The organism is Enterobacter sp. BIDMC93 (assembly GCF_001037805.1).
Taxonomy (GTDB): Bacteria; Pseudomonadota; Gammaproteobacteria; order Enterobacterales; family Enterobacteriaceae; genus Enterobacter; species Enterobacter hormaechei_C.
Genome location: NZ_KQ089962.1, coordinates 414,733 through 437,108 on the forward strand (window position 1 = coordinate 414,733; position 22,376 = coordinate 437,108).

Genomic DNA, 22,376 nt, shown 5'->3' on the forward strand with positions numbered 1-22,376 from the left:
GTTAATCCGTTATTTTACCCTTTTCCACGGTAAACATCTTCGAATTTTCGTCCGACATGTCTATAACGTGTTCAGCGCTAATGGCGCTGACGAAAACCTGCGACTGCGTGGCTTTTAAGCGGCTGGCAAGCAGCCCGCGCCGCGCGTCGTCAAGTTCCGAGGCAAAATCATCTATCAGGTACAGGCAGCGTCGCCCGCTCTCTCGAGTGAGGAACTCCCCCTGCGCCAGGCGCAGCGCGCACATCAGGAGCTTCAGCTGCCCGCGCGACAGCGTGTCTTCCACCGGCGCACCGTCGGCACGAATGCGGAAATCCGCCTTGTGCGGGCCGTGCGCGGTGTAGGTCAACATGCGATCGCGCTCGAAGCTTCTCTCTAACACCTCGGCATAATCCGTCTCTTTTTCCCAGCCACGCTGGAAAGAGAAGGTGAGAGAGAACTCGGGTAAAAACTGTTTGCAGGTGTCGGCCATGTCTTCGGCGATACCTGCGCTGTATTCGGCACGCCAGCGGCTGATTTGTTCCGCAAGAGGGATGAGTTCCATGTCCCACGGACGCAGCTGAGCGTAGCGCGTGACCTGGCGCAATGCGGCGTTACGCTGTTTAAGCAGACGCTTCAGGTTGCTCCAGGCGTTAAAGAAACCGGCTTCATTGTGAAAGCATCCCCAGTCGAGGAACGCTCTTCTGTATTTGGGGCCGCCGTTGAGTAAAGTAAACCCCTCGGGCGTAATCAGCTGCATCGGCATCAGCAGCGCCAGCTCCGCCACCTTGTGGCCATCGGTGCCGTCAATGCGCACCTTGCTGTCGCCCTGCTTGTCTTTGGTCAGGCCGATGGCGGTTTCCCGCTCTGCGCCCTGCAAACGCCCGTGCAGAACAAAAGATTCCTGCTCGTGGCGAATCACGCGACCAATCTGCAAACTGCGAAACGCCCGGCCGTGGCCGAGCGTATAGATGGCTTCCAGCACGCTGGTTTTGCCGCTGCCGTTCGCGCCAACCAGGAAGTTAAAGCCAGGGGATAAAGCGAGATCCGCGCTTTCGATATTGCGAAAGTCGCGGATCAACAGACGGGTGAGCGACATTACAGTCTCATTGGCATGACAACATAAGCAGCCGACTGTGATGCGGCATCTTCAATCTGTACGCTCGAAACGGAGTCAGTCAGCAGGATGCGAACGTTCTCGCATTTCAGTGCATTCAGCACATCCAGCACATAGCTGACGTTGAAGCCGATTTCCATCTCAGCCCCGGCGTAGGTGACGTCCAGAATCTCTTCTGCCTCTTCCTGCTCCGGGTTGTTGGCGGTGATTTTGATCTGGTTTTCACTCACGTAAAGACGTACGCCGCGGAATTTCTCGTTGGAGAGAATAGCGGCACGCGCGAACGCCTGCTTGAGGATGTCGCAACCCGCCTCCAGCGTTTTATCCGGGTTCTTCGGCAATACGCGGCGATAATCCGGGAAACGACCGTCTACCAGCTTCGATGTGAAGACAAAATCGCCCACGTGGGCACGAATATTGTTGCTGCCAATCTGCACGCGCAGCGGCGTTTCACCGCCGTCGAGCATACGCATCAGTTCAATTACGCCTTTACGCGGTACGATCACCGAATGGTTTGGCAGTGAATCGCCAATCGGCATGGAACAAACCGCCAGACGGTGACCGTCGGTCGCCACGGTACGCAGCTCTTCACCTTCGGTTTCGAACAGCATGCCGTTTAAGTAGTAACGAACGTCCTGATGCGCCATGGAGAACTGCGTGGCTTCAATCAGACGCTTCATCGTCGCCTGCGGCAGGGTAAATTCAACTTCGCTCTGCCAGTCATCCAGGTTCGGGAAGTCCGCAGCGGGCAGCGTGGAGAGGGAGAAACGGCTGCGGCCAGAGCGCACCAGCATGCGGTCGCCCTCCAGCTGCACGGCGATTTCAGCGCCTTCCGGCAGCCCACGGCAAATATCAAAGAATTTACGTGCCGGAACCGTGGTCGCGCCCGCGTCGTGCGGCTGAGTCAGCGTAACGCGCGCGATCATTTCCATTTCCAGATCTGTGCCGGTCAGCGACAGCGTACCGTCCGCGACCTGAAGCAGCAGGTTTCCAAGAATAGGCAGCGTAGGGCGGCCGCCTAATGGGCCACTCACCTGTTGTAGCGGTTTTAATAAATGTTCACGTTCAACGGTAAATTTCATAGCGTCACGATGATAATGTTCTGATTAAATTGGAAAAATCTTCTTTTATGTCGTGGCTTTCTTCGCGTAACTGCTCGATCTTGCGACAGGCGTGCAGCACGGTCGTATGGTCACGGCCACCAAACGCATCACCGATTTCCGGCAGGCTGTGGTTGGTTAGCTCTTTTGCCAGCGCCATCGCCATCTGACGCGGACGCGCCACCGAGCGGGAACGACGTTTAGACAGTAAATCTGCCACTTTGATCTTGTAGTACTCAGCCACCGTCTTCTGAATATTGTCGATAGTGACCAGTTTTTCCTGCAAAGCCAATAAATCGCGCAGCGCTTCACGCACAAAATCGATGGTGATCGCCCGACCGGTGAAGTTGGCGTTGGCGATAACGCGGTTCAGCGCCCCTTCCAGCTCACGCACGTTGGAACGCAGGCGCTTGGCAATGAAGAACGCCACTTCACCCGGCAGGCGAATGTCGTTCTCGTCGGCTTTTTTCATCAGGATCGCGACGCGGGTTTCCAGCTCCGGCGGCTCGATCGCCACGGTCAGGCCCCAGCCGAAGCGGGATTTGAGACGATCTTCAACGCCGTTGATCTCTTTTGGATAACGATCCGAGGTCAGAATGATCTGCTGATTGCCTTCCAGCAGGGCGTTAAAGGTATGGAAAAACTCTTCCTGCGATCGTTCTTTATTGGCAAAGAACTGAATGTCATCGATCAGCAGCGCATCAACGGAACGGTAGTAGCGTTTAAACTCTTCGATCGCATTGTTTTGCAGGGCTTTTACCATGTCCTGAACGAAGCGTTCGGAGTGCATATACACCACTTTGGCATTGGGCTTACGCGCCATAATGCCGTTGCCCACCGCATGCAGCAGGTGCGTTTTACCGAGACCCGTGCCGCCATACAGGAACAGCGGGTTGTAAGCGCCACCGGGGTTATCGGCAACCTGACGAGCCGCCGCGCGTGCCAGCTGGTTCGACTTACCTTCAACGAAGTTATCGAACGTGTGTTTCACGTTAACGTTAGAGCGGTAGGTAGGCTCAGCGGGGGCCGGAACGTTATCCCAGCCCTGACGAACCGGTGCAACGCGAGGCGCTGGAGCGGGCGCCGCCTGTGCAGGGGCTGCCACATTGACAACTTCACGAACGGTTTGGGTGACCGGCTTTGTGCCCACTTCAAAACGCAGCTGTGGGGCATCTGACCCGCAGAAATCGTTCAGCAGTCCATTGATGTTATTAAGGTATTTATCCCTTACCCAATCGAGCACGAAACGGTTTGGCGCATACAAAGCCAGCGTGTTATCGCTCAGTTCCGCCTGCAACGGGCGGATCCACATACTGAATTCTGTGGCTGGTAACTCATCCTGCAATCGGGCAAGACACTGCTGCCAAAGCGAAAGTGACACGGCGGACTCCACTCGAACAATAAAAGAAAACTATTGAATATTCATGATTGTTGGCGCACATCGACATGACCCCATCAGGGTGATGTGCGAACCGCTATCTGCGGTTATACACGCTATCGTTGATACAACCTGAACGATGTTGTGTTTATGCCCGACCAGGATCGCTGGATCCCGATCGGGACCGCGGATCATAGCCTAAACTGAGCCAGAGATCTTCTGTTTCTCACAGATTCTTCCCGATTTATCCACAGGAAGATCCGGAATCGGGTAAGTGTAAACGATCCTGACGCGAGTGCCTCGCGATTTAGGCCGCATATTGGAAAATTTAATGAGCACAGACAATTTTTGGCTTAAATGATCTAACGAAGATCCGGGACGATCCTTGCGCTTTATCGTTGAGCCCGTATAATCCTCGACCCGGCGCGTGATGCTCATCTTCCTGCGTCGTCCGCTGCTCATTTTCCACGCGAAAACGTGCGGAAATACACAGGGATTTAAGGAAAGAGAATTGACTCCGGAGTGTACAATTATTACAATCCGGCCTCTTTAATCACCCACGGCTTCGGCGTCCGTCATTCGAAACTCGGTCGGGCATCCGCAAAAGTCATGAATTTTTTCAAGTTTAGGTAGAAATCGCCATGAAACGCACTTTTCAACCGTCTGTACTGAAGCGCAACCGTTCTCACGGCTTCCGTGCTCGTATGGCTACTAAAAATGGTCGTCAGGTTCTGGCACGTCGTCGTGCTAAAGGCCGCGCTCGTCTGACCGTTTCCAAGTAATAAAGCTAACCCCTGAGTGGTTAAGCTCGCATTTCCCAGGGAGTTACGTTTGTTAACTCCCACTCATTTCACTTTCGTCTTCCAGCAGCCATTACGGGCTGGCACGCCGCAAATCACCATCCTCGGCCGCCAAAATTCGCTGGGGCATCCCCGCATCGGTCTCACAGTCGCCAAGAAAAACGTTAAGCGTGCGCATGAACGCAACCGGATTAAACGTCTGACGCGTGAAAGCTTCCGTTTACGTCAGCACGAACTGCCTTCAATGGATTTCGTGGTGGTGGCTAAAAAAGGGGTTGCCGACCTCGATAACCGTGCTCTCTCGGAAGCGTTGGAAAAATTATGGCGCCGCCACTGTCGCCTGGCTCGCGGGTCCTGATAGCCCTCATTCGGGTCTATCAACGCCTGATTAGTCCGCTACTCGGGCCACACTGCCGTTTCACGCCAACATGCTCAAGCTACGGAATTGAGGCATTGCGCAGGTTTGGAGTGATAAAAGGCAGTTGGTTGACGGTGAAACGCGTATTAAAATGCCACCCTTTACACCCAGGTGGAGACGACCCCGTCCCTCCAGGACCTTTTGATACCAGAGAACACTAACGATGGATTCGCAACGCAATCTTCTTATCATCGCTTTGTTGTTCGTGTCTTTCATGATCTGGCAGGCATGGGAGCAGGATAAAAATCCTCAACCCCAGCAGCAGACCACGCAGACCACGACCACCGCAGCGGGTAGCGCCGCCGACCAGGGCGTACCGGCCAGTGGCCAGGGGAAACAGATTACGGTTAAGACCGATGTGCTTGAGCTGACTATCAACACCCGTGGTGGTGATGTTGAGCAGGCGCTGCTGTTGACCTACCCGAAAGAGCTGAAGTCTACCGAACCGTTCCAGTTACTGGAAACTACGCCTGAATTTATCTACCAGGCGCAGAGCGGCCTGACCGGTCGTGATGGCCCGGATAACCCGGCTAACGGTGCGCGTCCACTGTATAACGTCGAGAATGACACGTTTGTGCTGGCTGATGGTCAGAACGAACTGGTTATCCCGATGACCTACACCGACGCGGCAGGCAACACCTTCACCAAAACCTTCACCCTGAAACGCGGTGAGTATGCGGTGAACGTGGGCTACAGCGTACAGAACGCCGGTGCGAAACCACTGGAAATCTCTACCTTTGGTCAGTTGAAGCAGTCCATCAATCTGCCGTCTCACCGTGACACCGGAAGCAGCAACTTTGCGCTGCATACCTTCCGTGGCGCGGCTTACTCCACGCCAGATACCAAGTACGAGAAATACAAATTCGACACCATTGCCGATAACGAAAACCTGAACGTCAGCTCTAAAGGCGGTTGGGTCGCAATGCTGCAACAGTATTTCGCGACGGCGTGGGTACCGAATAACGACGGTACGAACAACTTCTACACCGCGAACCTCGGCAACGGTATTGCAGCCATCGGCTACAAATCTCAGCCGGTTCTGGTGCAGCCGGGTCAAACCGGTAAACTGGCAAGCACCCTGTGGGTCGGCCCGGAAATCCAGGACAAAATGGCTGCCGTTGCGCCGCACCTGGATCTGACCGTCGATTACGGTTGGTTGTGGTTCATCTCTCAGCCGCTGTTTAAGCTGCTGAAGTTCATCCACAGCTTCCTGGGTAACTGGGGCTTCTCCATCATCGTTATCACCTTTATCGTTCGTGGCATCATGTACCCGCTGACTAAAGCGCAGTACACCTCCATGGCGAAGATGCGTATGCTACAGCCGAAGATTCAGGCTATGCGTGAGCGTCTGGGCGATGACAAACAGCGTCAGAGCCAGGAGATGATGGCCCTGTATAAAGCAGAGAAAGTGAACCCACTGGGTGGTTGCTTCCCGCTGCTGATTCAGATGCCAATCTTCCTTGCGCTGTACTACATGCTGATGGGTTCCGTTGAGCTGCGCCACGCGCCGTTCGCTCTGTGGATCCATGACCTGTCCGCACAGGACCCGTACTACATCCTGCCGATCCTGATGGGCGTGACGATGTTCTTCATTCAGAAGATGTCTCCGACCACCGTGACCGACCCGATGCAGCAGAAGATCATGACCTTTATGCCGGTCATCTTCACCGTGTTCTTCCTGTGGTTCCCGTCAGGTCTGGTGCTGTACTATATCGTCAGCAACCTGGTGACCATCATCCAGCAGCAGCTGATTTACCGTGGTCTGGAAAAACGTGGCCTGCATAGCCGCGAAAAGAAAAAGTCCTGATTCGGTAACTTAACGCTAAAATAAGGGCGGTCGATTGACCGCCTTTTTTATTTGTATTGAACGAGAGCAACCATGAGCCATAACGACACTATCGTCGCCCAGGCAACCCCACCGGGACGCGGTGGTGTAGGCATTCTGCGCATCTCCGGCCTGAAGGCGCGTGAGGTGGCCGAAGCGGTGCTGGGTAAACTGCCAAAGCCGCGCTACGCTGATTATCTGCCGTTTAAGGATGCCGACGGCACACCGCTGGACCAGGGCATCGCGCTGTGGTTCCCCGGCCCAAACTCCTTCACCGGCGAAGACGTGCTGGAGCTTCAGGGTCACGGCGGCCCGGTGATCCTCGACCTGCTGTTAAAACGTATTCTGACCCTGCCTGGCCTGCGCATTGCAAAGCCGGGTGAGTTCTCCGAGCGTGCTTTCCTCAACGATAAGCTCGACCTGGCGCAGGCCGAGGCGATTGCCGACCTGATCGACGCCAGTTCCGAACAGGCAGCCCGCTCCGCGCTGAACTCGTTGCAGGGGGCATTTTCCGCACGCGTGAATCACCTTGTGGAAGCACTTACTCACCTGCGAATCTATGTCGAAGCGGCTATCGACTTCCCGGACGAGGAGATCGACTTCCTCTCAGACGGTAAAATTGAAGCTCAGCTCAACCAGGTGATGAACGATCTCGATGCCGTTCGCGCCGAAGCGCGCCAGGGCAGCCTGCTACGTGAAGGAATGAAGGTGGTGATTGCTGGTCGCCCCAATGCCGGAAAATCGAGCCTGCTGAACGCCCTGGCGGGCCGTGAAGCGGCGATCGTGACCGACATAGCCGGCACCACCCGCGATGTCCTGCGCGAGCATATCCATATCGACGGCATGCCGCTGCACATCATCGACACCGCTGGCCTGCGCGATGCGAGCGATGAAGTCGAGCGTATCGGTATCGAACGCGCCTGGCAGGAGATCGAGCAGGCCGACCGCGTGCTGTTTATGGTGGACGGCACCACAACCGACGCCGTTGACCCGGCTGAAATCTGGCCAGACTTTATCGCCCGTCTCCCGGCTAAACTGCCGATCACCGTGGTGCGCAACAAGGCCGACGTTACCGGCGAAACGCTGGGCATCAGCGATGTGAATGGTCACTCACTTATTCGCCTGTCGGCCCGTACCGGTGAAGGCGTGGAAGCCCTGCGTAGCCATCTCAAACAGAGCATGGGCTTCGACACCAGTATGGAGGGCGGCTTCCTGGCACGTCGTCGTCACTTGCAGGCGCTGGAAGAGGCGGCTCGCCACCTTGAGCAGGGTAAAGCCCAGCTGATCGGCGCGTGGGCCGGTGAACTGCTGGCGGAAGAGCTGCGTCTGGCGCAGCAGAACCTGAGCGAGATCACCGGGGAGTTTACGTCGGACGATCTGCTGGGACGGATTTTCTCGAGCTTCTGCATTGGTAAGTAATTCCCGTTAATACAGGGTGATTTCCTCCAGGGAAATCACCATTGTCCAAATGGCAACTCGCTTAATCCCTCCACGCCCCCTATCCTGCTTGCCTGCATCTATGGGGGATTTATGGCTCGTTTTCTGTTCTGTAGTTTTGCGCTGGTTCTGCTGTATCCGTCCGGCATTGATATGTATCTGGTGGGGCTACCGCATATTGCCCGCGATCTGGGTGCCAGCGAGGCGCAACTGCACATCGCGTTTTCGGCCTACCTCGCGGGAATGGCGTCGTCGATGGTATTTGCCGGGAAAATCGCGGATAAAGCAGGCCGTCAGCCCGTCGCCATTACGGGTGCAGTTATCTTTGCGCTGGCATCAGTACTGTCTTCAGTGGCTCAGGAAAGCACAATGTTCCTGTCAGGCCGTTTTATCCAGGGCATTGGCGCAGGCGGCTGTTACGTGGTGGCCTTTGCCATTCTGCGCGATACCTTGAGCGCCCAGCGCCGCGCTAAAGTGCTGTCGATGCTGAACGGCATTACCTGCATCATCCCGGTGCTGGCACCGGTTGTTGGCTACCTGATTATGCTTAAATTTCCGTGGCAGAGTCTTTTCTGGACCATGGCCGCAATGGGCGCCATCGTCTTTATCCTGTCCGTGACGGTGCTGAAAGAGACCCATCCCGGTTCGCAACAGCCATATCACACCGCAACCCTCCATCCGGCTGAAAAGCTGATGAATCGCTTTTTCCTGAGTCGGCTGGCAATCACCACGCTTAGCGTGGCGGTGATCCTCACCTATGTAAACGTTTCCCCGGTGTTGCTGATGGAGACGATGGGCTTCGATCGCGGTGAATATTCGACGGTGATGGCGCTAACCGCGATGGTGAGCATGGCGGTTTCATTCTCCACGCCCTTTGCGCTCAACATCTTCCGCCAGCGCACGCTGATGCTCACCTCACAGACGCTGTTCCTCGCCGCAGGCGTGATCCTGGCGACCGCCACCTCACACGCTGTAATGCTGGTGGGCATTACTCTGATCTGCGCCGGATTCTCCGTCGGCTTTGGTGTGGCGATGAGTCAGGCACTTGGCCCGTTTTCATTGCGGGCAGGCGTGGCAAGCTCGGTGCTGGGCATTGCGCAGGTCTGCGGTTCGTCACTGTGGATTTGGCTGGCGGCGGTGATCGGCCTTAACGCGCTGAATATGCTGATCGGGGTTCTGATTGGCTGTAGCATACTCTGCATTACCTTACTTATGGTCATCCAGCCCGCGGCGCACTATGAAGAAGCCCATCAGCAGTCTCGATCTTAATCTTTTACTTTGCCTGCAACTTTTGTTGCAGGAGCGCAGCGTCACCAAAGCCGCGAAGCGGATGAACGTGACGCCGTCCGCGGTGAGTAAATCGCTGGCGAAGCTGCGCGACTGGTTCGACGATCCGCTGTTTGTGAAAACGCCTTTAGGGCTATTGCCCACGCCGCTGACGGTGAGTCTGGAACAGGATTTGGCCGACTGGATGCAGATTGGCAACCAGATCCTCGATAAATTCCACCATAGCTCTCCTGGCGGGCTCAAGTTTGTGCTCGCCGCCGAAACACCGCTGATGCTGATCCGCTTTAATACCCTGCTGGAGCAGGTGAATGAACGCTACCCACAGGCGACGGTGAAGCTGCGCCAATGGGATTACGATTCGCTGGACGCCATTACGCGCGGAGAAGTGGATCTGGGCTTCACCGGGCGTGAAACGCACCCTCGCTCGCGCGAACTGCTAAAGCTGATGCCGTGGTTTATCGACTACGAAATCCTGTTCAGTGACCGTCCGTGCGTGTATTTGCGCGAGGATCATCCCGCGCTCCAGGAAGCGTGGGATCTGGAGACGTTTCTGCGCTACCCGCATATCAGCATCTTCTGGGAACGCAGCGACACCTGGGCGCTCGACGAGGTGCTAAGAGAGATGGGTCGGGAGCGTAACATCGCCATGAGTTTGCCCGGTTTTGAACAGTCGATGTTTATGGCGGCTCAGCCGGATCACAACTACATTGCCACTGCGCCGCACTACTGCCATCACTACAATCAACTCCACCAGCGTAATCTGGTCTGTCTGCCCATTCCCATCGATGAGGCGCAGGCAGAAAAGCTCACCGTCCCCTTCACGCTGATCTGGCATAAACGGAACAGCCATAATCCGAAAATCCTCTGGCTGCGCGAGACGATCAAAGCGCTGTATACCGCACCAGGTCAGGTTTTTGCCTAAGATAATGTAAAGTTCGGTGCTCAGGCTTCTCTTATTTCCATTTACTGATTAAAACAGAAGCTGAGTTAAGCGATAATCATGTAACCGTTTAACCGACTACGACCATTATCAAGGAGCGAAAAATGGCTACGCACTTTGCACGAGGAACATTAACGGAAGGGCATCTCGTATCGGCCAGACTTTCTTCAGCCTGTCACAGTGAGGCGCTCAAACTACCTGAACACCGCAGGACGCGGTTTTTAGCTTCCAGAGCGCTCCTCGCAGAACTGCTTTTTATGCTCTACGGCACGAGCGAATTACCGGACATACTCACCCAGCCAGAAGGTCGCCCGGTTTTTGCGGACCCGGCACTCCCCCATTTTTCCATTGCGTACACCGGCAACATTGTTGGCGTCGCGCTGACGACGGAAGGTGATTGCGGCCTGGATATGGAGCTACAACGCGTCACGCGCAGCTTCCATGGTGCTAACGCGCTCGATGAATACCCGCTCTCCAGCAATGAAAAGCTGTGGATACGTAACCAGAACGACCCCGTTGAAGCCAGAGCGCAGCTCATTACCCTTCGCCAGAGCATCCGCAAACTGAGCGGCGCGGCGTCAGACGACGCCAGCCTGTTGCAGCTGCTCCCCGGCTCCGGACGCCTGCGCGCGACAAAAGCCTCGCTGGTAGAGGCACTCTGCGACGCTGAGGACGTACTGATCTGGTCCGTTGCGGTGACCCCCGCCATCGAACGGCTGAAAATCTGGGAGTTTGACAGCACTCGCGGTTGGCGTAGTCTTCCGGATGTACCTGAGCGCGCCAACGAGCCCGCCGCGCGCCTGATGCGATTAACCAGTTTACCGGCAGAAAAAGCATACACCCATAGCTGATCCGTCCAGGATCATCATGATGAAACAGGAGTAATCATGTCTGATACGTTGAAAGTTGTTACGTTACTGGGAAGCCTGCGCAAAGGTTCTTTTAACGGGATGGTTGCCCGTACGCTGCCGCAGCTGGCGCCTGCGGGAATGGAGATCAGTGCCCTGCCGTCCATTGGCGACATCCCGCTTTATGATGCTGACGTTCAGCAGGAAGAAGGGTTCCCGCAGAGTGTGGAAGCGATAGCCGAGCAAATCCGTCAGGCTGACGGCGTGGTGATTGTGACGCCTGAGTATAACTACTCGGTGCCGGGTGGTTTGAAGAACGCCATTGACTGGCTGTCCCGTTTACCGGAGCAGCCGCTGTCTGGTAAACCTGTGCTGATCCAGACCAGCTCAATGGGCGCCATCGGCGGCGCGCGCTGCCAGTATCACCTGCGTCAGATCCTGGTGTTCCTGGATGCGATGGTGATGAACAAGCCGGAATTTATGGGCGGCGTGATTCAGAACAAGGTCGACCCGCAGACGGGTGAAGTGGTGGATCAGAGTACGCGTGACCATCTCTCTGGCCAACTGACCGCGTTTGGGGATTATATTAAGCGGGTGAAGGCCTGATAAAAAAGCCCGGTGGCGCTAGCGCTTACCGGGCCTACACTCGTCAGTAGGTCAGGTAAGCGAAGCGCCACCTGACACCACCAGCATCTTAGTGTGCATCAATAAACACAATCTTCAGCACAAACAGCAGCGCCACAATAATCACGCACGGGCTAAGTTCGCGGAAGCGGCCGGTACCGATCTTCATCACGCAGTAAGAGATAAAGCCCAGCGCGATACCTTCGGTGATCGAGAAGCTGAACGGCATCATCACCGCGGTAATAAATGCCGGAACGGCTTCCGTCAGATCTTCCCACTTCACGCGCGCCAGGCTTGAGGTCATCAGCACGCCGACGTAGATCAGCGCGCCGGCTGCCGCGTATGGTGGCACCATCCCCGCCAGCGGAGAGAGGAAGATCACCAGCAGGAACAGCAGACCCACAACTACCGCCGTCAGGCCGGTACGGCCGCCCACGGACACACCGGAAGAGGATTCAATGTAAGCGGTAACAGACGAGGTACCGATGAAAGAGCCAGCAACGGAAGAGATGCTATCCACATACAGCGCCTGCTTCATGCGCGGGAATTTGCCTTTTTCATCTGCCAGACCCGCTTTGTCGGTCACGCCAATCAGCGTACCGGAGGAGTCAAACAGGTTGACCAGCATGAAGGAGAAAATCACCCCGGCCAGTCCCAGGTTCAGCGAGCCCGCCAGATCAACGTGGCCAATCACGGTAGAGACGCTCGGTGGCGCAGAGACGATACCGTTGTAATGCACGTCACCCAGCATCCAGCCCAGCAGCGTGGTCACAATGATAGAGACCAGCACCGCAGCATGGATGTTGCGCGATGCCAGGATCGCGATGATAAAGAAGCCCAGCACGCCCAGCAGCACGCTGTGAGAGGTCAGGTTACCAATGCTCACCAGCGTTTCCGGGTTCGCCACGATAACGCCAGCGTTTTTCAGCCCCATCATGCCGATGAACAGACCGATACCGCTGGTGATGCCCACGCGCAGGCTCACGGGAATGTTCGCAATCATCCAGTAGCGCACGCGGAAGATGGTCAGCAGCAGCAGGCCGACCGCGCCCCAGAAAATAGCGCCCATCCCAACCTGCCACGGCAGGCCCATCGCCTGAACCACCACGAACGCAAAGAACGCATTCAGACCCATTGCCGGGGCCAGCGCCACGGGCAGATTAGCGAAAACGCCCATCAGGATGCTGCCAAGGGCCGCGATCAGACAGGTGGTTACAAAGACGGCGCTGGTGTCCATGCCAGCTACGCCCAGTATTTGCGGGTTAACGAAAACGATATAGACCATCGTCAGGAAGGTAGTAAAACCGGCGATTACTTCGGTGCGTGCCGTTGTGCCGTGCTCGCGCAGTTTGAACACGCGCTCAAGCAGCCCCTGACCAGATGTCTGGGTAGTGTGTTGTTGACTCATCATCAATTTCCGAACAAGGAGGGAAAATTCGTCGCTATCCTATACCAAAATGCGACAATAGTGGCGGTTACGGGATACTTTTTTCATTGATTTTGCTTATACGGCAACGATTGCGTCCCGGTGAACTGCCGTACGAAAACGTTAAACTTGTTAAAAGGGAAAGGCATGTCCGGAATTGAAGCGGTATTTTTCGACTGTGACGGTACGCTGGTCGACAGTGAGGTCATTTGTTCCCGCGCGTATGTCGCCATGTTCCAGGAATTTGGTATTACGCTCGATCTCGAAGAGGTGTTTAAACGCTTTAAGGGCGTGAAGCTGTACGAGATCATCGACATCATTAACGAAGAGCACGGGGTGGATCTGGTGAAAGCGGATCTGGAACCGGTGTACCGCGCCGAGGTCGCACGCCTCTTCGACGCCGAGCTGGAAGTTATCGCCGGCGCTAACGCGCTGCTGGATGCGATGACGGTGCCGATCTGCGTAGTCTCTAACGGACCGGTCAGCAAAATGCAGCACTCGCTCGGCAAGCTGGAGATGTTGCACCACTTCCCGGAAAAACTGTTCAGCGGCTACGATATCCAGCGCTGGAAGCCCGATCCGGCGCTGATGTTCCACGCGGCGAAGGCGATGAACGTCAACGTGGAGAACTGCATTCTGGTGGATGACTCATCTGCCGGCGCGCAGTCAGGGATTGATGCGGGGATGGAGGTGTTTTACTTCTGCGCCGATCCGCACAACAAGCCGATCGACCATCCAAAAGTGACAACCTTTACCGATCTGGCGCAACTGCCAGCGTTGTGGAAGGCGCGCGGGTGGGATATTACGCGTTGAATTAACGTAGGGCGGGTAAGCGTTAGCGCCACCCGCCACACATATCACTCTTTCGGATCTTTACCCGCCAGCAGCTTGTCCAGCTCGTCGCCGCCCACGTGTCGGAAATCCTGCCCCTTCACGAAATAGAAAATGTATTCGCAAATGTTCTGGCAACGGTCACCGATACGCTCGATGGAGCGCGCACAGAACAGCGCGGTCAGTACGCTTGGAATGGTACGAGAATCTTCCATCATGTAGGTCATCAGCTGACGCACAATGCCTTCGTATTCCTGGTCAACTTTCTTGTCTTCACGGTAGATACGGACCGCTTCGTCCAGATCCATGCGCGCGAAAGCGTCCAGCACGTCGTGCAGCATCTGCACGGTGTGGCGCCCGAGAGACTCCAGGCTCACCAGCAGCGGCTGGTGCTGCTGGGAGAATTTCTCCAGCGCGGTACGGCAGATTTTATCCGCCACGTCACCGATACGCTCCAGCTCGGCGATGGTTTTGATGATCGCCATCACCAGACGCAGGTCGCTCGCCGTCGGCTGACGCTTCGCAATGATGCGCACGCAGGCTTCGTCGATGGCGACTTCCATCATATTGACGTTGTGGTCGCCTTCAATAACGCGCTTCGCCAGCTCGCTGTCCTGGTTGTGCATCGCCGTGATCGCGTCAGAAAGCTGCTGCTCGACCATGCCGCCCATGGTCATCACCTGGGTGCGAATGCTTTCCAGCTCTGCGTTAAACTGGCCGGAAATGTGTTTATTAAGATTGAGGTTGTCCATGGTTTCTCCACATGCACTAAGGCAAATCAACCGTAGCGGCCAGTAATATAATCTTCGGTTTGTTTCTTCGCCGGACGAGTGAACAGCGCGTCCGTATCGCTGAACTCAATCAACTCGCCCAGATACATAAACGCCGTGTGGTCAGAACAACGTGCAGCCTGCTGCATGTTGTGGGTCACGATCACCACGGTGTAATCCTGCTTCAGCTCGGTGATCAGCTCTTCGATACGCCCGGTTGAGATCGGGTCCAGGGCTGAGCACGGCTCATCCAGCAGCAAGACTTCCGGGCGAATGGCGATACCGCGCGCAATGCACAGACGCTGCTGCTGACCACCGGAGAGAGAGTACCCACTCTGGTGAAGTTTATCTTTGGTTTCGTTCCATAATGCGGCCTTGGTCAATGCCCACTGCACGCGCTCGTCCATATCCGCACGGGAGAGCTTCTCAAACAGACGCACACCAAAGGCGATGTTGTCATAGATCGACATCGGGAACGGCGTGGGTTTCTGGAATACCATCCCCACTTTCGCACGCAGCAGGGCGATATCCTGGGTATTGGTCAGGATGTTGTCACCGTCCAGCAGAATTTCACCTTCTGCGCGCTGCTCCGGATAGAGCGAATACATTTTGTTAAAGGTGCGCAGCAGCGTGGATTTGCCACAGCCGGACGGACCGATGAATGCCGTTACCTGGTTCTTTGCGATATCCAGGTTGATATTCTTCAGGGCATGGAATTTGCCGTAGTAGAAGTTCAAATCACGAACCTGAATCTTACCCGGGGCAGTATCAACCATACTCATTGACTCATTTCCTCATTCGGCGCCGCGATGTGCCGCGCCGTAAAAATTTAACCGTGTTTCTTCTTCGCGAAAATGACGCGCGCCAGAATGTTCAGCAACAGTACGCAAAGGGTGATGATCAGCACCCCGGCCCAGGCCAGCTGCTGCCATTCCGCGAATGGGCTCATCGCAAATTTAAAGATCGTCACCGGCAGGTTGGCGATCGGCTGCATCATGTCCGTGCTCCAGAACTGATTGGAGAGGGCGGTAAACAGCAGCGGTGCGGTTTCACCGGCAATACGGGCGATAGCCAGCAGGATACCGGTCATGATCCCCGAGACGGACGCTTTCAGGGTGATAGCCGAAATCATCTTCCATTTAGGCGTACCCAGCGCGTAAGCCGCTTCACGCAGGCTGTCCGGCACCAGTTTCAGCATGTTTTCAGTGGTACGAATAACGATAGGCACCTGCAACAGCGCCAGCGCAATCACACCCGCCCAGCCGGAGAAGTGTTCCATTTGCGCCACCACGATGGTGTAAACAAACAGACCCACGACAATCGACGGGGCAGAAAGCAGAATGTCGTTAATGAAGCGGATGACTTCAGCGATCCAGGACTTGCGGCCATATTCCGCCAGATAGATACCCGCCATGATGCCCAACGGCGTACCGAAAACGGTCGCCCACAGGATCAACAGGCCGCTGCCCGCCAGAGCGTTTGCCAGACCACCACCCGCCGTGTTCGGCGGCGGCGTCATCTCGGTGAACAGCGCCAGGGACATTCCATCAATACCCCGGGTGATGGTGGACATCAGGATCCAGATCAGCCAGAACAGGCCGAACGCCATCGTCGCCATGGAAAGCGTCAACGCAATGCGGTTTTTAATCCGGCGCTTTGACTGCATTTTGCGACGGGATTCCGCAAGCTGAGCGGTGTTTTGCATGTCGAGAGTCGCCATTAGCGTGCCCCCTCGTTTTTAGCCAGACGCATAATCATCAGCTTGGAGATAGCCAGCACAATAAAGGTGATAACAAACAGGATCAGGCCCAGTTCCATCAGCGCCGCGACGTGCAGCCCGGATTCCGCTTCGGCAAATTCGTTCGCCAGCGCGGAGGTAATACTGTTCCCCGGCATATAAAGCGAGGCGCTGTCGAGCTGGTAGGTGTTGCCGATGATAAAGGTGACCGCCATGGTTTCACCCAGCGCGCGGCCTAAGCCCAGCATAATGCCGCCAATCACCCCGTTTTTGGTGAACGGAAGGACGATGCGCCAGATAACTTCCCAAGTGGTGCAGCCGATGCCGTAGGCAGACTCTTTCATCATCACCGGGGTTTGTTCGAAGACATCACGCATGACCGCCGCAATGTACGGAATAATCATGATGGCGAGGATCACACCTGCCGCCAGAATGCCGATACCGAATGCCGGGCCGGAGAACAGCGCCCCCACAAACGGAATGGCAGAGAGAACGTTACCGACCGGCTCCTGGAAGTACGTTGCAAACAGCGGCGCGAAGATAAACAGGCCCCACATGCCGTAAACGATACTTGGGATGGCCGCCAGCAGTTCAATGGCGATACCCAGCGGACGTCGCAGCCAGCCTGGCGCCAGTTCCGTCAGGAACAGGGCAATACCAAAGCTCACCGGAACCGCAATCAGCAGGGCGATAAAAGAGGTCACCAGCGTGCCGTAAATCGGCACCAGCGCACCGTAAATATCGTTCGGCGCATCCCACTCTTTGGTCCACAGGAAGGCGAAACCAAATTTTTGAATGCTCGGCCAGGAGGAGAAAATCAGGGACACGATAATGCCGCCCAGCAGCAATAGCACAATCAGCGCAGCCAGTTTCACCAGCGCGCTGAAAATCATGTCACCTTTTTTACCCGGAGGGTTAAATGCAGGCTTGGTTGCAGCCATAAATTACTCTTCTTTTTGAGACGTTTTTACGAATATGCCCGGTGGCGCTGACGCTTACCGGGCCTACAGAGTAAACCGTAGGGCGGGATCGCTGCGCGCCACCCGCCATCTTCGTTAAATATATCCTGTTAGTACAGCGCTTTACCGCTGCTGTCTTTCACGTTGGTTTTCCATGCAGCACGGATCTGCTCAACCACGCTGTCTGGCAGGCTGGCGTAATCCAGATCGTTAGCCTGTTTGCCGCCATTTTTATATGCCCAGTCGAAGAACTTCAGCACTTCAGCACCCTGCTCAGGCTTCTTCTGCTCTTTGTGGACCAGAATGAAGGTGGTAGACGTGATAGGCCATGCATCGTCGCCTTTCTGGTTGGTCAGGTCCTGCGCGAAGGATTTGCTCCAGTCAGCGCCTTTCGCGGCGTTGGCGAAGTTCTCTTCGGTCGGGCTAACCGGTTTGCCGTCGGCAGAAACCAGTTTGGTGTAAGCCAGGTTGTTCTGCTTAGCGTAAGCGTATTCTACGTAACCGATGGAGCCTGGCAGACGCTGTACGAAGGCTGCGATACCGTCGTTGCCTTTACCGCCCAGACCGGTTGGCCAGTTAACGGTAGAGCCGGAACCGACTTTAGATTTCCACTCTTCGTTCACTTTCGCCAGGTAGCTGGTGAACACGAAAGAGGTACCAGAGCCGTCAGCACGACGAACCACCGCGATATTCTGCGAAGGCAGCTTAACGCCCGGGTTCAGCTTAGTGATGGCTTCGTCATCCCATTTTTTGATTTTACCCAGGTAGATGTCACCCAGGGTTTTGCCGTCCAGCACCAGCTCGCCTGATTTCAGGCCAGGGATGTTAACAGCCAGCACAACGCCGCCGATCACGGTCGGGAACTGGAACAGGCCTTCCTGATTCAGTTTCTCATCAGACAGCGGAGCGTCGGATGCGCCGAAATCAACGGTATTCGCGGTAATTTGTTTTACGCCACCGGAGGAGCCGATACCCTGATAGTTGACCTTGTTACCGGTCTCTTTCTGGTAGGTATCCGCCCATTTGGCATACACCGGCGCAGGGAAGGTTGCACCAGCGCCAGTCAGGCTTGCTGCTGCAAAGGCAGAGAAAGCGCTCATTGATAAGGTCGCGGCGACAACAGTTGCGACAGTGGTACGCATAACTTTCATAATGTCTCCTGCAAGGATTTCGTAAATCATTGTTTAAGTGGCTACGATGAGCAAAATAGGACAAACAGGTGACAGATAAATGTACGAAATATGACAGTTTTATGACAAAGAAAGTTTCACTTAAAGAAAACCAAAAAGATCTTTAATTCTCATCCACTTAAATGGGAACGTGACGGCAGGATTTCAGTAATATTTTCTTTATGTGACACTGAAAAAATAGCTGAAAATGACAGGTTGTCATAAAAAAAACTCCACCCGAAGGTGGAGTCTGAAGGAGTTATTCTACGGTAACAGACTTCGCCAGATTTCGCGGCTGGTCAACGTCGGTGCCTTTGATCAGCGCGACGTGATAAGCCAGCAGTTGCAGCGGAACGGTATAGAAGATCGGCGCAATCACCTCTTCCACATGCGGCATCTCAATGATGTGCATGTTATCGCTGCTGGCGAAACCGGCATCTTTATCCGCAAAGACGTACAGAACACCACCACGGGCGCGCACTTCTTCGATGTTAGATTTCAGTTTTTCCAGCAGTTCGTTGTTCGGTGCCACCACAATAACCGGCATATCCGCGTCGATCAGCGCCAGCGGGCCATGTTTCAGTTCACCTGCCGCGTAAGCTTCAGCATGAATGTAAGAGATCTCTTTCAGTTTCAGTGCGCCTTCCAGCGCAATCGGATACTGATCGCCACGCCCCAGGAACAGGGAGTGATGTTTGTCAGAGAAATCTTCCGCCAGCGCCTCAATGCGTTTGTCCTGAGACAGCATCTGCTCGATACGGCTCGGCAGCGCCTGAAGGCCATGCACAATGTCGTGTTCAACGGAGGCATCCAGACCTTTCAGACGCGCCAGTTTCGCCACCAGCATCAGCAGAACGGTTAACTGAGTGGTAAACGCCTTGGTGGAAGCCACGCCAATTTCAGTACCGGCTTTGGTCATCAGCGCCAGATCGGATTCACGTACCAGCGAAGAGCCCGGCACGTTACAGATGGCCAGCGAGCCCAGGTAACCCAACTCTTTAGACAGACGCAGCGCCGCCAGGGTATCAGCCGTTTCGCCAGACTGAGAAAGGGTGATCATCAGGCTGTTACGACGCACCGCAGATTTGCGGTAGCGGAACTCAGACGCGATTTCCACATCACACGGCACGCCCGCCAGGGATTCAAACCAGTAGCGCGAGACCATACCGGAGTTATAAGAGGTACCGCAGGCCACGATCTGAATGTGCTCGACTTTGCCCAGTAGTTCGTTGGCATTGGCGCCCAGCTCACTTAGATCCACTTCGCCGTGGCTGATGCGCCCGGTCAGGGTGTTTTTAATGGCGTTTGGCTGTTCGTAGATCTCTTTCTGCATGTAGTGACGGTAAGCACCTTTGTCGCCCGCGTCGTATTGCAGGTTTGATTCGATCTCCTGACGCTTAACCTGCTCGCCTTTCGTGTCGAATACGGTCACGCTGCGACGTGTCACCTCGGCAATGTCTCCCTCTTCCAGGAAGATAAAGCGACGGGTAACCGGCAGCAGCGCCAGCTGGTCGGAAGCGATAAAGTTTTCACCCATGCCCAGACCAATCACCATCGGACTACCGGAACGCGCGGCCAGCAGCGTGGACGGGTCGCGGGAATCCATGATCACCGTACCGTAAGCACCACGCAGCTGAGGGATAGCGCGCAGCACCGCATCACGCAGTGTACCGCCCTTTGCCAGCTCCCAGTGCACCAGGTGAGCAATCACTTCGGTGTCGGTTTCAGAGACGAAGGTATAGCCGCGCGCTTTCAGTTCTTCACGCAGCGGTTCGTGGTTTTCGATAATGCCGTTATGCACCACCACAATGTGTTCAGACACATGCGGGTGTGCGTTGCCTTCAGATGGCTCACCGTGGGTCGCCCAGCGGGTATGTGCAATACCGGTGCCACCGTGCAGCGGATGTTCTTCCGCAGCCTGGGCCAGCATCTGCACTTTACCGAGACGACGCAGACGGGTCATATGACCTTCTGCATCGACCACAGCCAGACCGGCTGAGTCGTAACCACGGTATTCCAGACGACGTAAACCTTCGAGAAGGATTTCAGCAATATCACGCTGCGCAACTGCGCCAACAATTCCACACATAGTTAGATTTCCTGATTATGGCGTTATGCCATGCGTTGTCGCTGACCTGTATTTGCCCTTTCCGGGCGCCCCGAGCCTTGTAGAGAGTGGGGTTATTTTTATGGGTACTGCTTGTGGGGGGAGATATATATTTATCTCCTCTCCCGGGTTTGCCTGATGTCGGCTACGCCTTATCAGGCCTACTCAATCGTAGGGCGGGTTAGCATAGCGCCACCCGCCTTGTTGTTACTTCTTCTTCACCGGGCGTTTCCAGCCCTGCTTGCTGACCTGCGGCACACGGCTTAACACCAGCTCGTTCTCGGCCACATCGCGCGTAACGGTTGTCCCGGCGGCAATGGTCACGCCTTTGCCCACGGTGACGGGCGCCACCAGCTGGGTATCGGAGCCTACAAACACATCATCACCGATGATGGTTTTAAACTTATTGGCACCGTCATAGTTACAGGTGATGGTTCCAGCACCGATGTTTACGTTGTCGCCAATTTCCGCATCGCCCAGATAGGTCAGATGACCGGCTTTCGAGCCCTTACCCAGACGCGCTTTTTTCATTTCCACAAAGTTACCTACGTGAGCGCCTTCCAGCAGCTCAGCGCCCGGGCGCAGACGCGCAAACGGGCCGATGGTACATGCCGCCTCAAGATGGGCATCTTCCACCACGCTGTACGGGCTGATTTCGCAGTCGTCACCGATCACGCTGTTTTTAATCACGCAGCCAGTGCCGATTTTGACGCGGTTGCCCAACGTGACGTTACCTTCCAGGATAACGTTAGTATCTATTTCAACGTCGCGCCCGTGGGTCAGCGTGCCACGCAGATCGAAACGCGCCGGATCGCGCAGCATAACGCCCGCGAGCAACAGCTTTTCTGCCTGCTCGGACTGGTAAATACGCTCCAGGCGAGAAAGCTGGAGACGGTTGTTTACCCCGTCCGTTTCGCTGATGCGAGCCGGGTGAACGGCGGCAATTTCACGCCCTTCGTGGTACGCCATCGCAATAATATCGGTGATGTAGTATTCACCCTGCGCGTTGTTATTGTTGAGTCTGGACAGCCAGCGCTTCATATCCGCACCGTTCGCAATCAGGATGCCGGTGTTGATCTCCTGAATCTGGCGCTGTTCGTCAGTGGCATCTTTATGCTCAACAATCCCGGTTACCTTGCCGTTTTCACGCGTAATGCGGCCATAGCCGGTTGGATCGTCCAGCACGACGGTCAACAAACCGATGCCGCCCTGCGGTTTGGCTTCACGCAGGCGAGTGAGGGTTTCAACGGAGATCAGCGGGACGTCGCCGTAGAGCATCAGGATATCTTCATCATCAGCGAAGAAGGGTGCAGCCTGCTGCATCGCATGGCCTGTACCCAACTGTTCTGCCTGTAGCACCCAGTTGAGATTGTCATCACGCAGCGTTTTTTTCAGCAGGTCGCCGCCATGTCCATAAACCAGATGCACCTGGCTGGCGCCTAATTCATTCGCTGCATCAATAACATGCTGAACCATTGGCTTTCCTGCCAGCGTGTGGAGCACCTTAGGCAGATCGGAATACATGCGGGTACCTTTGCCTGCGGCAAGGATCACCACGCTCATCGCACTGTTTAACATACGCATCCTGACGGTAGTTTGTGTGAGAAGTAAAAACGTTTGATGCTT

General features: G+C 55.4%; 21 protein-coding genes. 10 read left to right on the top strand and 11 right to left on the bottom strand.

What is annotated here, in order from left to right; translation table 11 throughout:
* Position 1 precedes the first annotated feature (1 nt).
* The 3 genes from recF to dnaA are packed head-to-tail and all read right to left on the bottom strand — an operon-like array spanning position 2 to position 3,574.
* Positions 2-1,075: a DNA replication/repair protein RecF gene (recF, locus tag SK58_RS01945; protein WP_000060091.1), complete on the bottom strand. Its 1,074-nt coding sequence runs from the start codon at positions 1,073-1,075 to the stop codon at positions 2-4.
* Positions 1,075-2,175, bottom strand: coding sequence for a DNA polymerase III subunit beta (gene dnaN / locus SK58_RS01950; protein WP_015570134.1), 1,101 nt, complete (start codon positions 2,173-2,175; stop codon positions 1,075-1,077). The genes recF and dnaN overlap by 1 nt, the downstream gene beginning before the upstream one ends.
* A gap of 4 nt (positions 2,176-2,179) precedes the next feature.
* Positions 2,180-3,574, bottom strand: a complete 1,395-nt coding sequence (gene dnaA / locus SK58_RS01955; protein WP_017383700.1) for a chromosomal replication initiator protein DnaA — start codon at positions 3,572-3,574, stop codon at positions 2,180-2,182.
* Between the two features lie 638 nt (positions 3,575-4,212).
* On the opposite strand from dnaA, the gene rpmH reads away from it, so the two are divergent.
* The 9 genes from rpmH to SK58_RS01995 all read left to right on the top strand — a co-directional run bounded on the left by rpmH (position 4,213) and on the right by SK58_RS01995 (position 11,732).
* Positions 4,213-4,353 (top strand): 50S ribosomal protein L34, encoded by a 141-nt coding sequence (gene rpmH, locus SK58_RS01960; RefSeq protein WP_000831330.1) that lies wholly within the window; start codon positions 4,213-4,215, stop codon positions 4,351-4,353.
* Positions 4,354-4,369: 16 nt separating this feature from the next.
* Positions 4,370-4,729, top strand: a complete 360-nt coding sequence (rnpA, locus tag SK58_RS01965; protein WP_006808764.1) for a ribonuclease P protein component — start codon at positions 4,370-4,372, stop codon at positions 4,727-4,729.
* Entirely contained in the window at positions 4,693-4,950 is a 258-nt protein-coding gene (gene yidD, locus SK58_RS22040; protein WP_001307474.1) for a membrane protein insertion efficiency factor YidD, read from the top strand. Before rnpA ends, yidD begins: the two co-directional genes overlap by 37 nt.
* 2 nt (positions 4,951-4,952) lie before the next feature.
* A complete protein-coding gene (gene yidC, locus SK58_RS01970) occupies positions 4,953-6,596 on the top strand; it encodes a membrane protein insertase YidC (protein WP_003861138.1) in 1,644 nt (547 codons plus the stop codon).
* 72 nt (positions 6,597-6,668) lie between these two features.
* Positions 6,669-8,033: a tRNA uridine-5-carboxymethylaminomethyl(34) synthesis GTPase MnmE gene (gene mnmE / locus SK58_RS01975; protein WP_015570136.1), complete on the top strand. Its 1,365-nt coding sequence runs from the start codon at positions 6,669-6,671 to the stop codon at positions 8,031-8,033.
* A gap of 111 nt (positions 8,034-8,144) precedes the next feature.
* Complete coding sequence (locus SK58_RS01980; protein ID WP_023302811.1) at positions 8,145-9,320, top strand: MFS transporter; 1,176 nt, start codon at positions 8,145-8,147, stop codon at positions 9,318-9,320.
* Positions 9,289-10,260 carry an HTH-type transcriptional regulator YidZ gene (gene yidZ / locus SK58_RS01985; protein WP_017383702.1) on the top strand — a complete coding sequence of 324 codons (972 nt, stop codon included), beginning with the start codon at positions 9,289-9,291 and terminating at the stop codon, positions 10,258-10,260. Before SK58_RS01980 ends, yidZ begins: the two co-directional genes overlap by 32 nt.
* A gap of 122 nt (positions 10,261-10,382) precedes the next feature.
* Positions 10,383-11,129, top strand: a complete 747-nt coding sequence (locus SK58_RS01990; protein WP_017694032.1) for a 4'-phosphopantetheinyl transferase family protein — start codon at positions 10,383-10,385, stop codon at positions 11,127-11,129.
* 36 nt (positions 11,130-11,165) lie between these two features.
* Positions 11,166-11,732, top strand: coding sequence for an NADPH-dependent FMN reductase (locus SK58_RS01995; protein ID WP_003861147.1), 567 nt, complete (start codon positions 11,166-11,168; stop codon positions 11,730-11,732).
* An 88-nt stretch (positions 11,733-11,820) separates the two neighbouring features.
* Here SK58_RS01995 and adeP read toward each other — a convergent pair whose 3' ends face one another.
* Positions 11,821-13,158 carry an adenine permease AdeP gene (gene adeP / locus SK58_RS02000; RefSeq protein ID WP_017383704.1) on the bottom strand — a complete coding sequence of 446 codons (1,338 nt, stop codon included), beginning with the start codon at positions 13,156-13,158 and terminating at the stop codon, positions 11,821-11,823.
* A gap of 165 nt (positions 13,159-13,323) precedes the next feature.
* On the opposite strand from adeP, the gene yieH reads away from it, so the two are divergent.
* Complete coding sequence (gene yieH / locus SK58_RS02005) at positions 13,324-13,989, top strand: 6-phosphogluconate phosphatase (RefSeq protein WP_017383705.1); 666 nt, start codon at positions 13,324-13,326, stop codon at positions 13,987-13,989.
* A gap of 44 nt (positions 13,990-14,033) precedes the next feature.
* Here yieH and phoU read toward each other — a convergent pair whose 3' ends face one another.
* From phoU to glmU, 7 genes are all read right to left on the bottom strand, one after another.
* Positions 14,034-14,759, bottom strand: a complete 726-nt coding sequence (phoU, locus tag SK58_RS02010; RefSeq protein WP_003861153.1) for a phosphate signaling complex protein PhoU — start codon at positions 14,757-14,759, stop codon at positions 14,034-14,036.
* Between the two features lie 26 nt (positions 14,760-14,785).
* Entirely contained in the window at positions 14,786-15,559 is a 774-nt protein-coding gene (gene pstB, locus SK58_RS02015; RefSeq protein WP_003861154.1) for a phosphate ABC transporter ATP-binding protein PstB, read from the bottom strand.
* 47 nt (positions 15,560-15,606) lie between these two features.
* Positions 15,607-16,497 carry a phosphate ABC transporter permease PstA gene (gene pstA, locus SK58_RS02020; RefSeq protein WP_003861156.1) on the bottom strand — a complete coding sequence of 297 codons (891 nt, stop codon included), beginning with the start codon at positions 16,495-16,497 and terminating at the stop codon, positions 15,607-15,609.
* A complete protein-coding gene (pstC, locus tag SK58_RS02025) occupies positions 16,497-17,456 on the bottom strand; it encodes a phosphate ABC transporter permease PstC (protein WP_015570141.1) in 960 nt (319 codons plus the stop codon). Before pstC ends, pstA begins: the two co-directional genes overlap by 1 nt.
* A gap of 128 nt (positions 17,457-17,584) precedes the next feature.
* Complete coding sequence (gene pstS / locus SK58_RS02030) at positions 17,585-18,625, bottom strand: phosphate ABC transporter substrate-binding protein PstS (RefSeq protein WP_017383706.1); 1,041 nt, start codon at positions 18,623-18,625, stop codon at positions 17,585-17,587.
* Positions 18,626-18,902: 277 nt separating this feature from the next.
* On the bottom strand, positions 18,903-20,732 hold the full coding sequence (glmS, locus tag SK58_RS02035) for a glutamine--fructose-6-phosphate transaminase (isomerizing) (protein ID WP_015570148.1): 1,830 nt from the start codon (positions 20,730-20,732) through the stop codon (positions 18,903-18,905).
* 225 nt (positions 20,733-20,957) lie between these two features.
* The gene (gene glmU / locus SK58_RS02040; protein WP_023302808.1) at positions 20,958-22,328 is read right to left on the bottom strand and encodes a bifunctional UDP-N-acetylglucosamine diphosphorylase/glucosamine-1-phosphate N-acetyltransferase GlmU; all 1,371 of its coding nucleotides are present in this window, start codon (positions 22,326-22,328) and stop codon (positions 20,958-20,960) included.
* Positions 22,329-22,376 lie beyond the last annotated feature (48 nt).

Coding starts and splice junctions, on each gene's coding strand:
- recF (WP_000060091.1), bottom strand. CDS start 1,075: ATGTCGCTCACCCGTCTGTTGATCCGCGACTTTCGCAATATCGAAAGC.
- dnaN (WP_015570134.1), bottom strand. CDS start 2,175: ATGAAATTTACCGTTGAACGTGAACATTTATTAAAACCGCTACAACAG.
- rpmH (WP_000831330.1), top strand. CDS start 4,213: ATGAAACGCACTTTTCAACCGTCTGTACTGAAGCGCAACCGTTCTCAC.
- yidD (WP_001307474.1), top strand. CDS start 4,693: ATGGCGCCGCCACTGTCGCCTGGCTCGCGGGTCCTGATAGCCCTCATT.
- yidC (WP_003861138.1), top strand. CDS start 4,953: ATGGATTCGCAACGCAATCTTCTTATCATCGCTTTGTTGTTCGTGTCT.
- mnmE (WP_015570136.1), top strand. CDS start 6,669: ATGAGCCATAACGACACTATCGTCGCCCAGGCAACCCCACCGGGACGC.
- SK58_RS01980 (WP_023302811.1), top strand. CDS start 8,145: ATGGCTCGTTTTCTGTTCTGTAGTTTTGCGCTGGTTCTGCTGTATCCG.
- yidZ (WP_017383702.1), top strand. CDS start 9,289: ATGAAGAAGCCCATCAGCAGTCTCGATCTTAATCTTTTACTTTGCCTG.
- SK58_RS01990 (WP_017694032.1), top strand. CDS start 10,383: ATGGCTACGCACTTTGCACGAGGAACATTAACGGAAGGGCATCTCGTA.
- SK58_RS01995 (WP_003861147.1), top strand. CDS start 11,166: ATGTCTGATACGTTGAAAGTTGTTACGTTACTGGGAAGCCTGCGCAAA.
- adeP (WP_017383704.1), bottom strand. CDS start 13,158: ATGAGTCAACAACACACTACCCAGACATCTGGTCAGGGGCTGCTTGAG.
- yieH (WP_017383705.1), top strand. CDS start 13,324: ATGTCCGGAATTGAAGCGGTATTTTTCGACTGTGACGGTACGCTGGTC.
- phoU (WP_003861153.1), bottom strand. CDS start 14,759: ATGGACAACCTCAATCTTAATAAACACATTTCCGGCCAGTTTAACGCA.
- pstB (WP_003861154.1), bottom strand. CDS start 15,559: ATGAGTATGGTTGATACTGCCCCGGGTAAGATTCAGGTTCGTGATTTG.
- pstA (WP_003861156.1), bottom strand. CDS start 16,497: ATGGCGACTCTCGACATGCAAAACACCGCTCAGCTTGCGGAATCCCGT.
- pstC (WP_015570141.1), bottom strand. CDS start 17,456: ATGGCTGCAACCAAGCCTGCATTTAACCCTCCGGGTAAAAAAGGTGAC.
- pstS (WP_017383706.1), bottom strand. CDS start 18,625: ATGAAAGTTATGCGTACCACTGTCGCAACTGTTGTCGCCGCGACCTTA.
- glmS (WP_015570148.1), bottom strand. CDS start 20,732: ATGTGTGGAATTGTTGGCGCAGTTGCGCAGCGTGATATTGCTGAAATC.
- glmU (WP_023302808.1), bottom strand. CDS start 22,328: ATGTTAAACAGTGCGATGAGCGTGGTGATCCTTGCCGCAGGCAAAGGT.